General features: G+C 69.6%; 8 protein-coding genes. 7 read left to right on the top strand and 1 reads right to left on the bottom strand.

Translation table 11 applies throughout. From position 1 onward, the window contains the following. Window positions 1-57: 57 nt before the first annotated feature. The gene (locus ACFU99_RS14110) at window positions 58-570 is read left to right on the top strand and encodes an NPCBM/NEW2 domain-containing protein (RefSeq protein WP_384390626.1); all 513 of its coding nucleotides are present in this window, start codon (window positions 58-60) and stop codon (window positions 568-570) included. A 100-nt stretch (window positions 571-670) separates the two neighbouring features. Here ACFU99_RS14110 and ACFU99_RS14105 read toward each other — a convergent pair whose 3' ends face one another. Next, a complete protein-coding gene (locus ACFU99_RS14105) occupies window positions 671-2,788 on the bottom strand; it encodes an asparagine synthase-related protein (RefSeq protein WP_384390623.1) in 2,118 nt (705 codons plus the stop codon). A gap of 996 nt (window positions 2,789-3,784) precedes the next feature. On the opposite strand from ACFU99_RS14105, the gene ACFU99_RS14100 reads away from it, so the two are divergent. The 6 genes from ACFU99_RS14100 (at window position 3,785) to ACFU99_RS14075 (ending at window position 13,403) form a co-directional block, all read left to right on the top strand. Beyond that, entirely contained in the window at window positions 3,785-5,230 is a 1,446-nt protein-coding gene (locus ACFU99_RS14100) for an MFS transporter (protein ID WP_363227692.1), read from the top strand. Between the two features lie 274 nt (window positions 5,231-5,504). Next, a complete protein-coding gene (gene lhgO / locus ACFU99_RS14095) occupies window positions 5,505-6,713 on the top strand; it encodes an L-2-hydroxyglutarate oxidase (protein WP_384390620.1) in 1,209 nt (402 codons plus the stop codon). 59 nt (window positions 6,714-6,772) lie between these two features. Next, the gene (gene trmB, locus ACFU99_RS14090; RefSeq protein WP_384390618.1) at window positions 6,773-7,615 is read left to right on the top strand and encodes a tRNA (guanosine(46)-N7)-methyltransferase TrmB; all 843 of its coding nucleotides are present in this window, start codon (window positions 6,773-6,775) and stop codon (window positions 7,613-7,615) included. A gap of 210 nt (window positions 7,616-7,825) precedes the next feature. Continuing rightward, complete coding sequence (locus ACFU99_RS14085) at window positions 7,826-9,136, top strand: PrsW family intramembrane metalloprotease (protein ID WP_384390629.1); 1,311 nt, start codon at window positions 7,826-7,828, stop codon at window positions 9,134-9,136. A 152-nt stretch (window positions 9,137-9,288) separates the two neighbouring features. Further along, window positions 9,289-10,188 carry a restriction endonuclease gene (locus tag ACFU99_RS14080; RefSeq protein WP_384390615.1) on the top strand — a complete coding sequence of 300 codons (900 nt, stop codon included), beginning with the start codon at window positions 9,289-9,291 and terminating at the stop codon, window positions 10,186-10,188. Between the two features lie 74 nt (window positions 10,189-10,262). Continuing rightward, window positions 10,263-13,403: a DUF3427 domain-containing protein gene (locus ACFU99_RS14075; protein WP_384390613.1), complete on the top strand. Its 3,141-nt coding sequence runs from the start codon at window positions 10,263-10,265 to the stop codon at window positions 13,401-13,403. Window positions 13,404-13,483: the final 80 nt, after the last annotated feature.

The raw sequence follows: 13,483 nt of genomic DNA, 5'->3' as shown, positions 1-13,483 counted from the left end.
ATGTAGTCGCGCCGGGCGGCGGCGACGTCGGCGACCGCGGTCGCCATCGGCACCTGGATGCCCAGCACGTTACGGGTGGTGTGCGCGGCGCCGCCCCCGAAGCCGACACCGAAGCCCACTCCCCCGGCGCCCGCACCGGCCGTCTTCCAGCTCAACACCCTGCGGTACGGGGGGCTGGGCGACGGCACGAAGCCGGAGGTCCGGGCGGGCGCGAGCAGTTGGCTGTGGCAGCGCTGGGGGCTGCGCGTCAACGACACGAAGTACGGGCACGGGGTGACGGTGCACGCCCCGTCGTCGGTGACCATCGACCTCAACCGCCCCTGCACGTCGTACGACGCGGTGGCCGGGGTGGACGACATGACGATGGGCCTGGGCGAGGTCCGGTTCTCGGTGTTCGGGGACGCGGCGCGGCTGTGGCGCTCGGGCGTGGTGCACGGCGGGGACCCGGCGGTGCCGGTGCATGTGCCGCTGACGGGCCGCAAGACGGTCCGGCTGGTCGTGGAGTCGACGTCCCCGATGAGCACGGTGGCGCTCGCGGACTGGGCGCAGTCGCGGCTCAGCTGCCGGTAGGGGACGGTCGGTAGGGAGGCGGTACGGGTACGGGCTTACGGGCTTCCGTACGGCCGTAAGCGATACGGTCCGGCGAGCCCCGTCCCGTATCAGCGGCCGTTCACAAGCTCGGCCGCGGCGTGACCCCGCCCGCGACCGCCCGCTGCCGGGGCGCCTCCGAGCCCGTCCAGCAGCTGCCGCGGCGGGAGAGGAGGCGGCGCAGCCACAGTTCCGTGGAGACCAGTTCCGCCAGGCCGTCGAGCGGCAGGAGCTCGCCCTCGGCTGCCGCGCGGAGCGCCTTGCGGACCACCCGGGCCTCGATCAGCCCGGCGTCGGCCAGCAGCGGGGTCTCGAATATCTCCACCAGGCGTCCCACGGACATCCGCAGTCCCGCCCGTACCGCTGCCGCGTGCGAGGCGTGGGAGGTGGCGCCCCAACCGGGCGGCAGTTCGCGGATGCCCGAGCCGGCCAGGACGGCGCGCAGGACGGAGGCGCGCGCCCCCGGTTGCACGCGGAGCGACTCGGGGAGCGCGCGGCAGGCCCGTACGACCTGGTTGTCCAGGAACGGCGCGTGGAGCCGCTGGCTGCGGACCTCCGCGGCCTGCTCGAAGATCCGGTGGTCGGCGGCGTGCCGGGCCAGCGCGGCGGAGGCGCGGCGCTCGCCGGGGCGCCGCAGGCCGCCGGGGCGGGTCGCCGCGGTCCCCAGGCGAACCGATACTTCAGCAAGCGCCTCGCCCGTGAGCCATCGCGCGGCGGGGCCCGGCCGGAACCAGGTGAGGGCGGCCAGGGAGGCGCCTACCGCGCCGGGGACGGCGGGTTCCAGCTCCGAGCCGGGATGGCCGGCCTCCAGCAGCCGCCCGGCGGCGGCCTCAAGACCGTCCTTGTAGGACGTACGGGCCAGCTTGCGCGCCGCGCGGTAGACGGTGAAGGGGACGAAGAAGGAGTGCGCGGCGGGCCCGTCGGCGCGCGCGAGGGCCGAGACGGGGCGCAGCAGATGCCGGCGGCGGCGGTCCATCAGCAGGTCGGCGAGGCGCGCCGGGTGGGCGTCGAGGACCTGGCGGGCGCCGTGGCCCACGAGGTGGTCGGCGCTGCCCGCGGTGAGGCGCCGGCGGTGGCGCTCGGCGGTGACGAGGGAGGGGCCGGGTTCGTCGGTGAGGGGCCCGGAGTCCAGGTCGGCGTAGGGGAGGGCCTCTTCGCCCGCGGTGACGACGACGTGGTGCAGCCGCGGGTTGTCGGCGATGGCGCGGGCGCGCTCCAGTTCGGCCTGGCGGGAGCGGCCGTTGCCCGTGGCGAGGTCGTTGAAGGTGACGGCGAGCAGCCGCTCGCCCGCTCCGGTGCCGTGGCCGAAGAGCGTGCCGGGGACGCCGGGCAGCCCGGCGGCCAGCAGCGCGAGGGTCGCGGAGGCGCTGCCTCCGGACAGGTCGGCGCCGATGCCGGGCGCGGGTCCGCCGCGCGAGGCGCGCCGGTAGGCCGGTCCCATGCCCGGTACGGGGCCGGGGTCGAGGTCCGCGAACTCGGTCTCCGGCGCGTGGCGCGGCGCGTCCAGCCGTGCCCGTACGGCCTCGACGAGGGCGTCCCGGACGCCCGCCACCGCGTCGTCGGCGGCGAGTTGGGGCGCGGCGACGGCGAGCGAGGCCGTTGGCTCATAACCGATGATGTCGCGCGCGCCGTCCCGCAGTACGAGCGCGTGGCCGGGCGGCACGCGCCGCACGCCGAGGTAGGGCGTGCCGTCGCCGAGCGCCTCCGGGGAGTCGGGGCAGGCGAGCAGGGCCGCGAGGTGGCCGACGTTCAGCTGGGCTTCGACCAGGTCGGCGAGGGGAAGGGCGGCGGTGGCATAGGCGGTGCCGCGGGCCCATTCGGTGTGGAAGACGGGGCGCGCGCCCGCCAGATCGCCCGCGACCGTGACCCGGCGGCCGACCTGTGCGACCGCCGTGTAGCTGCCGCTCCAGGCGGTCAGGTGCCGCAGTGCGCCCCCGCGCGCCGCCAGCAGTCCGACGCGCAGCTCCTCGTCGCTCGCGCCGCAGCAGCCGAGGACGGCGAGGCGGGTGAAGGGGTCGGCCTGCACGACGCGGACCTCGTCGGGCCGCCAGTCGCCGACGACCCACAGGGGGTCGGGGTCGCCCCACAGGAGCTGCGCGCCGACCGGATGCACCGTGGAGCCGTCGGCCCCGGCGCCTCGCCGGGTGGCACGGGGACCGGTCCCGGAGGCGGCACTGCTCCACCCCACCAACCACCGCATCGCCGCCTCCACAGGGTGTGGACAATCAACAGGTAGCAGTCATCATGCACAAGAGGCTGACAGTTTCGGCATCGCCCGGTCAGCGTGTTGATCACGCCTTATCACCCAACTCGGCCTCAACTGGTGCCCAATCGAGGCCCATTCGAGGTTTAATCGGTGCTCAACTGGGGCGAAATGCCGCACTGTCATGGACCGTGCTGGGTCCATGCTGCCATGAGTGGGGCGCGCGAGCGGCGCACCGGAGGTGCGTAGGAGGCGTGCGCCGGATGGTGACGCGCGGGGCGTATGGATCCGCGGCGGGTGCGCGGCGGATGCTCGGCGCGTGCGCGGCGAACGGCGATGAGGGGCACCGGGTGCCACGGGGGCGCACGGCAAGGCCCGTAGGCCGAAAAAGGCGCATAAGCGCGGAAGTTGCGGGCGCGCTAAGGGAGGGGGCGGCCCGGCCGTCGCGCACCGGGCTGCCGGCCGCCGGTCCGCCGCGCACCCGGTCCGACCCATTGGACCGATGCGCACCAGGCCGTTGCCCGCCGGGCCGCCCCCTCCCCGGCCCGGACGGGAGTTCGGCCCGTATGCGTATGCCGGCCACAACGGCATGCGCCATATTCAGCCAAACTCGGCCGCGCCCTACTTGGGCGCGCGCGTCCCCGATGCCCGGACCGCGATGTCACAGTCCGGGAGGCGGACTCCGCCCCCCGGACCGTTCCGCCGCCCGCGGGGAATGAGGCGGCGGTGTCCCCCAGCCCACTCGATCCAGTACAGCGGGCCGACCCACGCATCACCCATGGAAGCGCTCCCGCGATGGGCCGTGCAGAGCGCACGGTAGGCGCACGGCCACACACAGGCGGAGCACATGCCCCTCGATGCACGTGCATGCGGACCAGAATCCCGCCATCCGGGCCCGCACCCCTTAACGGTCGGGATCCAGGGAACTACGCTGGGTTTACGAATGCCTCGCGCCTATGCCGGGGCGGCCGTCGGTGCTGGCGAGGGGTGCGCATGTCCAGGGAGCTACGCGGGCCGAATGAGAAGCTCGGGACCGTCCTAGCCCTCGCGGGGATCAGTAACGCCGGTCTCGCGCGCAGGGTCAACGACCTGGGCGCACAGCGCGGATTGACGCTTCGGTACGACAAGACGTCGGTCGCGCGCTGGGTGTCCAAGGGGATGGTGCCCCAGGGAGCCGCGCCCCATCTGATCGCCGCCGCCATCGGGAGCAAACTCGGCCGCCCGGTGCCGCTGCACGAGATCGGGCTGGCCGACGCGGACCCCGCGCCCGAGGTCGGCCTCGCCTTCCCGCGCGACGTCGGCCAGGCCGTACGGGCCGCCACCGACCTCTACCGGCTGGACCTGGCCGGGCGGCGCGGAGGCGGCGGGATCTGGCAGAGCCTGGCCGGTTCCTTCTCCGTCAGCGCGTACGCCACCCCGGCGTCCCGCTGGCTGATAACCCCGGCCGACGGCTCGGTGGCGCGCGAGGCGCACCAGGCCGCCAAGGAAGCGGACGCGGGCGGCGGCCCGGAGGGCTTACCGCAGCGCGTGGGCCACTCCGATGTCACCAAACTCCGCGAGGCGGCGGACGACGCGCGCCGCTGGGACTCCAAGTACGGCGGCGGCGACTGGCGTTCCTCCATGGTGCCCGAGTGCCTCCGGGTGGACGCCGCACCGCTGCTCCTCGGCTCGTACAGCGACGACGTGGGACGTTCCCTCTTCGGCGCCACCTCCGAGCTGACCCGGCTCGCCGGCTGGATGGCCTTCGACACCGGCCAGCAGGAGGCCGCGCAGCGCTACTACATCCAGGCGCTGCGGCTCGCGCGGGCGGCGGCGGACGTGCCGCTCGGGGGGTACGTCCTGGCGTCGATGAGCCTCCAGGCGACGTACCGGGGGTTCGCGGACGAGGGCGTGGACCTCGCCCAGGCCGCCCTGGAGCGCAACCGCGGCCTCGCCACGGCGCGCACCATGAGCTTCTTCCGGCTGGTCGAGGCGCGCGCCCACGCGAAGGCGAACGACGGGCCCGCCTGCGGCACGGCGCTGAAGGCCGCCGAGGGGTGGCTGGAGCGGGCGCGACAGGGCGACGGCGACCCGTCGTGGCTCGACTTCTACTCCCATGAGCGGTTCGCCGCCGACGCCGCGGAGTGCTACCGCGACCTGAAGATGCCGCGCCAGGTGCAGCGCTTCACCGAGCAGGCGCTGTCCCGGCCGACGGAGGAATTCGTCCGCTCGCACGGGCTGCGGCTGGTGGTCTCGGCCGTCGCCGAGCTGGAGTCGGGCAACCTGGACGCGGCGTGCGCGGCCGGGACGCGGGCGGTGGAGGTGGCGGGGCGGATCTCGTCGGCCCGTACGACGGAGTACGTGCGCGACCTGCTGCACCGCCTGGAGCCGTACGGGGACGAGCCGCGCGTCGTCGAGCTGCGGGAGCGGGCGCGGCCGCTGCTGGTCACGCCGGCGTGAGGGGAGTCCGCGCCGGTGTGAGGGGGTGAGGGGCCGGCCGAGGCTGTCGGCGGGGGCTGCGGCGGTCCGGGCCGCCCCTGGGATTTCGCCCCGTTGTCGGCGTCGTCTGCGTTCGCAGCGTTGTCAGCGTCGTCTGTGTCGTCTGTGTCGTCTGTGTCGTCAGCCGTTCTCAACGTTGTCAGCGGCGTTGTCAGTGGCACGCGCCATGATGGGGAACGCTTGGAGAGAGGGGCCGGTGCGGCGCCTCGGGGGAATCGGGGCGGGAGGTGGCGTGGTGGCGGCGTACGAGTGCGATGTGCTGGTGATCGGGGGCGGGATCGTCGGCCTGTCGACGGCGTATGCGATCACCCGCGCCGCGCCCGGCACCCGCGTCACGGTGCTGGAGAAGGAGGCGGGCCCGGCCCGCCATCAGACCGGCCGGAACAGCGGCGTGATCCACAGCGGCGTCTACTACCGGCCGGGGTCGCTGAAGGCGCGGTTCGCGATGCAGGGCGCGGCGGAGATGGTCAAGTTCTGCGTCGAGCACGGCATCGCGCACGAGGTCACGGGCAAGCTGATCGTCGCGACGGAGCGGGCGGAGCTGCCGCGGCTGCACGCCCTGGTCCAGCGCGGCCGGGAGAACGGCATTCCGGTGCGGGAGCTGGGCCCCGCACAGATAGCGGAGTTCGAGCCGCACATCCGCGGCCTCGCGGCGATCCATGTCGCGACGACCGGTGTGTGCGACTTCGGCGCGGTGGCGCGGCGGCTGGCGGAGCTGGCGGCGGACGCGGGGGCGTCGGTGCGGTACGGGGCGGAGGTGACGGTGATCGGCCGGCGCGGGCCGGCGGTCGCGGTCCGTACGGCGGCGGGCGAGGTCGTACGGGCGCGTGCCCTGGTCAACTGCGCGGGGCTGCGCTGCGACCGCGTGGCCCGGCTGGCGGGCGACGATCCGGGCATGCGGATCGTGCCGTTCCGCGGGGAGTACTTCGACCTGGCCCCGGCCCGTACGGACCTGGTGCGCGGCCTGGTGTACCCGGTGCCCGACCCGGCCTTCCCCTTCCTCGGCGTGCATCTGACCCGTGGCGTCGGCGGGGGCGTCCATGTGGGGCCCAATGCCGTCCCGGCGCTGGCCCGCGAGGGGTACGACTGGCGGACCGTACGGCCGGGGGAGGTCGCCGGGACGCTGGGGTATCCGGGGGCGTGGCGGATAGCGCGCCGCCACTGGCGCTATGGAGCGGGCGAGCTGCGGCGCTCACTGTCCAAGCGGGCCTTCACGGAGGCGGTGCGCCGGCTGCTGCCGGAGGTGGCCGAGGACGATCTGATACCGGCGGCGGCCGGGGTGCGGGCGCAGGCGGTGCTGCGGGACGGGACGCTCGTGGACGATTTCCTCTTCGCCGAGTCGCCGCGGGTGGTGCATGTGCTGAACGCGCCGTCGCCGGCGGCGACGGCGTCGCTGCCGATCGGGAGAGAGGTGGCGCGGCGGGCGCTGGCGGCGATGGGCTGAGGAGAGGGGGCGGGCGGGCTGCGACGGGTCCGGCCCAGGTTCCGTAGAATCGAGTGATTGTGTCCGAGAACCCCACTGCGAACCACAGTGCCGCCGCGAGCCCCAGTGCCGCTGCCAACCCCAGCGCCGCCCCCGCCGCCCGTGAGGCCGACGAGGGGCGCGTCCGCGACCGCCGCGAGCCGATGTTCCCCGACGGCCCGGCGCCGGATCCGGCGGGCTCGCACCATGAGCGCCGCATCCGCTCGTTCCAGCCGCGCCGCAGCCGTGTGACGGCGGGGCAGGGCGACGCGCTGCGCCGCCTGTGGCCGAAGTGGGGGCTGGACATCGACGGGCTGCGCGAACTGGACCTCGGGGAGCTCTTCGGCGACCCGGAACTGCCGGTGGTCCTGGAGATCGGGTTCGGCATGGGCGAGGCGACGGCGCAGATGGCGGCGGCCGACCCCGGCACCGGCATCCTGGCCTGCGATGTGCACACGCCGGGCCAGGGCAATCTGCTGAGCCTGGCGGAGCGGGGCGGCCTGTCCAATGTGCGGGTGGCCAACGGCGACGCGATCATCCTGCTGCGCGAGATGCTCGTGCCGGACGCGCTCGCGGGCATGCGGGTGTACTTCCCGGACCCGTGGCCGAAGAAGCGGCACCACAAGCGGCGGCTGATCCAGCCGGAGTTCCTGGCGCTGGCGGCGACGCGGCTGGCCCCGGGCGCGGTGCTGCACTGCGCGACGGACTGGGAACCGTACGCGGAGCAGATGCTGGAGGTGCTCGACGCCGATCCGCACTTCGAGAACGTGGCGGCGGAGGGCGGTTACGCGCCGCGCCCCGAGTACCGGCCGCTGACGAGGTTCGAGGGCCAGGGCCTGGACAAGGGTCATGTGGTGCATGACCTCCTGTTCCGCCGCCGCTGACTCCTCGGGCCGCTCCGACCGCTGACCGCCCGGTTGTCTTGTCGGCCATAATCCGACTATCTCCCACTCTCCCCTGGTTAGGGTCTTCGAGTGCCTGAGTCCCCGCTTCCCCACCAGCCGACCGACCGCTCCGCGGCGGCCGAGCCCTGGGGACCAACCCCGTACCCCACCCCGTATCCCACCCCGCATCCCGCTCCACTCCCGCTCCCGATCCCGGAGTATGAGCAGAGCCCGCGGTTCGCGGCGGTGCCGGCGCCGTCCGGCTGGCGCTACAAGCCGCGCCGGGCGCTGTGGGAGAACAAGGCGCTGCGGGCGACGGCACTGATCCTGCTGCTGGCGCTCTCGGGTCTGGTGATCCTGGCGCTCGTACGGGAGCAGACGGGCACGGAGGGCTTCCTGGTCGGCCTCGGCCTGGCCGTACTGCCGGTGCCGCTGCTGGTGGCGGCCTTCCGCTGGATGGACCGGGTGGAGCCGAAACCGTGGCGGGACCTGGTCTTCGCGTTCACCTGGGGGGCGTGTGCGGCGACGCTTGTGGCGCTGCTGGCCAATGGTTTCGCCACGAAGTGGCTGCTGAGCACCATAGATGTGTCGCAGCACGCCGACGCGAATACGTGGGGGGCGACGTTCGTCGCGCCGGTGGTGGAGGAGTCGGCGAAGGCGGCGGCTGTGCTGCTGCTGTTCCTCTTCAGACGGCGGGACTTCAACGGGATCGTGGACGGCGTGGTGATAGCGGGCATCACGGCGACGGGCTTCGCGTTCACCGAGAACATCCTGTACCTGGGCAACGCCTTCGCCTCGGACCAGAACTTCGGCTACTCGGGCATGCAGTCGACCACGATGGCGACGTTCTTCATCCGCGTGCTGATGTCGCCGTTCGCGCATCCGCTGTTCACGTCGATGACGGGCATCGGCTTCGGCCTGGCGGCGACGTTCGCTCCGCGGCGCCGCGTCCTGCGCGTCCTGGTGCCGCTGGCCGCCCTGCTGACGGCGATGGCCCTGCACGGCGTCTGGAACGGCGCGTCGGCCCTGCCTGGCTTCGGCTTCCTCGTGGTCTACGCCCTCTTCATGGTCCCCGTCTTCGGCGTGCTGACCTGGCTGACGGTGTGGTCCCGCCAGAACGAGCTGCGGACCATACGCACCCACCTCCCCGCCTACCAGGCCGCCGGCTGGCTCACCCCGCCCGAGCCGATCGCCCTCTCCTCGATGCGCGCCCGCGGCATAGCCCGCCACCTGGCCCGCCGCACCGGCGGCCCGCAGGCGGCCCGAGCCGTGACGGAGTACATCTCCTTCGCCACGTCCCTGGCCTTCCTCCGCCAACGCGCCTACCGCGGCGCCACGGGCCCGGACTTCACAGCCCGAGAACAAGAACTCCTCCACCACCTATGGCAACGCAAGCCCATAGCCCAACCGGCCTTGACCCACGCGATACCCCAGCCTCACTGGCCGGGCCCGTACGCACCTGGGCAGTTCCCCGCCCAGTACGCACCGCCGGCATACCCTCCGCCGGGGCATCAGCGCTGATCTCGCTCTAGATCCACCGGGCAGTGCACCAGCTCACGCACGGCCCAGCAGCCCTTGCCGTACCACGCGCCCCGCAGTGCCCACGTCACGCATTTGTGCGCTCATATGACTAATCTTGAGGTCGGCCATGATTTTCGGATCTTGGGGGACCCATGTGGGACATCAGCGTTGGACAGCAGCTCAAGCGGGCTGACATACACAACAAGTACGGCGGTATCCGGCAGGGCGGAATCGCCCCTTCACGGTCTTCGCCCAACATCATGCTGTTCACTGATCCAAGCCGAGGCCACAAAGTGGGCTACTTCGACGGCTGGGGCGAGGACGGTCTCTACCACTACACCGGTCAGGGTCAAATAGGTGACCAGGTCATGGCCAACGGCAACCGCGCCATCCTTGAACATGTGGAGGCCGGGCGGGCCCTGCGTCTCTTCGAGGCGGCAGCCCCAAAGAAGGTGGCATACATAGGCGAGTTCGCCCTTGCCGCGGACCCAGCTTGGTACTCCACCGATGCCCCCGACGCCGAAGGAGAGATCCGCAGCGTCCTCATGTTCCGGCTGACACCAGCGACGGCCTCCTTGTCCTCCCAGGGAACGCCCCTGCCGTTCACCCCAGTCACCAAACAGGTCGTCACGGACGTCGAAATCGAGAAGCAGCACACCGAGGGCATGGTCGTCAGCCCTAACGGAAAGCAGTACGAAGCGGAGCGCCGCGAAGGTCCTCTAGTGACTGCGTACCGCGACTACGCGGTGTCTCAGGGACACACGGTCACGCGCAACATGATCCGCCCGAAGGGCGAGCTCAAACCGCTCTACACCGACGCTTTCAACGTCACCGAGAACCTCTTGATCGAGGCCAAGGGCACTGTGACGCGTGAAGCAGTCCGCATGGCCATCGGCCAACTCTACGACTATCGGCGGTTCATAGCCTCCGAGCCCACTCTGGCTGTGCTACTCCCGACGCGCCCCCGCGAGGACCTGATACAGCTCTGCCACTCGGCAGATGTCGTGGTCATCTGGCAGGACGGAACGGAGTTCGTCAACAGCAAGGCTTAGCGGTAGCTCAGTCACTGTGTCGGTCCTCCTTGATACAACATCAGCATCACCATGCCACGCGAGGAGATGCTGCTATGGCCGATGCCCTCACAGACCACACGCCGCCGGTACCGGGGCTGTACGAGCGTCTGATCACCTCTCGTCTCGAAGATCGGCTCAAGGAGCTTGATGACAGCGGCTGGAAGGCTATCCAGCAGAAGGTCGGCGACCACTCGACGCCTCATGTACTAGCCCGCCACATCTCCGACACCGTCCAGCGGCTCTTCGCTACCCTGCAACCAGCTGAACAGGTCCTCGCTGCCAACCACATCCTGGAGTCCCTGAGCACACTCGACGGCGCACACCAGTGGGTGGACCTCGTCGCCGACGGTCCACGGCAGTTGGTCTCCATTGCCGAGCAAGAGGCCCCCGGGGTCTACGCCATTCGGCCGGCGACGCCCCTCTCCGAGACAGCTCTCATCACCAACTCGCCTGAAGACCCCAACCTCGGCTTCGAATTAAGGGCCGAGTTGGCCACGGCTGACCGCGTCGACCTGCTGTGTGCCTTCGTGAAATGGCACGGATTGCGCATCCTTGAAGATTCGCTGAAGGCAGCTCGGAGCCGTGGGGTGTCTATCCGTGTGATCACGACTACGTACATCGGAGCCACGGAACGTTCAGCGCTGGACCGCCTCGTCAATGAGTTCAACGCCGAGGTCAAAATCAACTATGAGCTGCGGTCTACCCGGCTTCACGCGAAGGCGTGGCTCTTCCGTCGGAACAGCGGGTATGACACGGCCTACGTGGGCAGTTCCAACCTCTCCCGAGCGGCTCTCCTCGATGGTCTTGAGTGGAACGTTCGACTGTCGTCCGTTGCCACCCAAGCGGTGATGAAGAAATTCGAAGCCACCTTCGACTCCTACTGGAGCGAGGCCGCCTTCGAGGCATATGACCCGGATGTAGACGCAACGAGGCTGGACGAGGCGCTGGCCCGGGCCAGCGGACGGCAGCAAGGTGGTACCCCCAACATCAGCCTGTCTGGCCTTGAGGTACGGGCGTATCCACACCAGAAGGACATGCTCGACCGGCTCCGCATTGAGCGTGAGATCCATGACCGGCACCGCAACCTCCTTGTCGCAGCTACCGGCACGGGCAAGACGGTCATGGCCGCGCTGGACTACAAGGAGCTCAAGAAGCAGCACCCCGATGGGGAGCTCAAGCTTCTGTTCGTCGCGCATCGGCAAGAGATCCTGAAGCAGTCGCTGCGTACGTACCAGGAGGTCCTGGTCGACGCGAACTTCGGTGAGCTCCTGGTCGGCAAGGAGATCCCAGCCGATTGGACGCACGTCTTCGCGAGCGTCCAATCCCTCAACGCTCGATCGCTAGAGCGCCTCGCTCCCGATCACTTCGATGTGGTCGTCATCGATGAGTTCCACCACGGCGTATCACCCACCTACCAGCGGATCATCGCTCACTTCGCCCCCACTGAACTCCTCGGCCTGACTGCCACCCCGGAGCGCATGGATGGCCGAAACGTCCAAGACGAATTCTTCGATGGTCACATCGCAGCAGAGATGCGACTGTGGGAAGCGCTGGAAAACGACCTCCTCAGCCCATTCCACTACTTCGGAGTTGCTGACAGCACGGACCTAGAGTCTCTCACCTGGAAACGTGGCTCTTACGATGCAGTCGAGCTCGACAAGTTGTTCACTGGTAACCACGCACGAGCCCGGCTGATCATCAAGGCCGTACAGGAAAAGATCGCAGACCCGGGCACCATGCGAGCCCTAGGGTTCTGCGTGTCCGTGGCCCACGCCCGCTTTATGGCCGACGCCTTCCGTCAAGCCGGCCTCAACGCCAAAGCGCTCGATGGAACTTCATCCCCCTCAGAACGTGCCCAAGGACTCGGCGAACTGCGTGACGGGAAGATCCAAGCTCTGTTCTCCGTCGACCTCTTCAATGAGGGCTTGGACATTCCTGACGTTGACACACTGCTGCTCCTGCGGCCGACATCTAGTGCAACGGTCTTCTTGCAACAGCTCGGACGCGGACTCCGACGCACCCCAGACAAGGCCGTACTCACGGTCCTCGATTTCATTGGCCAGCACCGCAAGGAATTCCGATTCGAGGAACAGTTCCGGGCGCTCACTAACCTGAGCCGAAAGCGGCTCGTAGACAACGTTGAGAAGGATTTTCCACTACTGCCATCCGGCTGTCAGATCATCCTCGACCGGAAGTCCAAGGACCGCATCCTTGAGAACATCAAGACGCAGATTAACGTCAATGTCACCCAGCTGACTCGCGAAGTAGCCGCCTACGCCACACCCCAGCTAGCGGGCTACCTCACGGAAAGCCAGCGGGAGCTCAAGGAGCTCTACCGCTCCAACAACTCCTGGACGCGTCTGCTGCGCCGAGCCAACCTGCTCTCTTCGCCGGCACCGGACGGAGAAGAGGAGCTGCTGAAGCGCATGTCCGCCTTCTTGCACGTCGACGACCCGGAGCGCGTCGCCGCCTACACGCTCATGCTGCGGGAAGACGCACCGGAATATGACTCTCTTGACGCCCGCGGACAAGCGTACGCCCGTATGCTCTTCTTCTCTTTCTGGCCGCTCGGCGGAGGGCATTCCTCCTACGCAGCAGGCTTCAAAGAGCTAAACAACCAACCAGAGTTGCGAAACGAGCTCAGGCAGATCCTGGCTTACAACCTCGATCACACCGAGCACTACCCCATCGCTCTGCCTGTGGAGCAAGCGAACATCCCGCTCACCGTCCACGCCGCCTACAGCCGAGAGGAGATTCTCCCTGCCCTCGGCCAGGCGGACATCAACGGCTTCCTTCCAGGGCACTTCCGCGAGGGCGTGAAGTGGTGCGAGAAAGTTAAGACCGACGCACTTCTCATCACGCTCGAAAAGGATGACAAGGACTTCTCACCAGAGACTCGCTACAAGGACTACGCAATGAGTCCCGAGCTTTTCCATTGGGAGTCTCAAAACCAGACCTCCAGCACCTCACCCACCGGCCTCCGCTACCAGCAGCACGCACAGCAGGGCTCCCACGTGCTCCTATTCGTTCGCCGCTACAAGAAGAACGACATCGGCGGCCCCCAGCCGTGGATTCTGCTCGGCCCCGCCGAATATGAATCTCACCAGGGAAGCAACCCCATGGGAATCATCTGGAAGCTCCAGAACGAACTCCCGGCCGACGTCTGGACGTACTCGACTATCGCATCGGGCTAAACCCGCATCTGCCTGACCCATCACGCTCAACTCGAAGGTCAGCTGACGTTTCGCAATAGAGATTGAGGAGAGTCTCCGTC

This window comes from Streptomyces sp. NPDC057654 (assembly GCF_042800135.1).
Lineage (GTDB): Bacteria > Actinomycetota > Actinomycetes > Streptomycetales > Streptomycetaceae > Streptomyces.
Note: the sequence above shows the minus strand (reverse complement) of the source record. Positions and strands in the feature narration are given on the sequence as shown.

Coding starts and splice junctions, on each gene's coding strand:
- ACFU99_RS14075 (WP_384390613.1), top strand. CDS start 10,263: ATGGCCGATGCCCTCACAGACCACACGCCGCCGGTACCGGGGCTGTAC.
- ACFU99_RS14100 (WP_363227692.1), top strand. CDS start 3,785: ATGTCCAGGGAGCTACGCGGGCCGAATGAGAAGCTCGGGACCGTCCTA.
- ACFU99_RS14110 (WP_384390626.1), top strand. CDS start 58: ATGCCCAGCACGTTACGGGTGGTGTGCGCGGCGCCGCCCCCGAAGCCG.
- ACFU99_RS14080 (WP_384390615.1), top strand. CDS start 9,289: ATGTGGGACATCAGCGTTGGACAGCAGCTCAAGCGGGCTGACATACAC.
- ACFU99_RS14105 (WP_384390623.1), bottom strand. CDS start 2,788: ATGCGGTGGTTGGTGGGGTGGAGCAGTGCCGCCTCCGGGACCGGTCCC.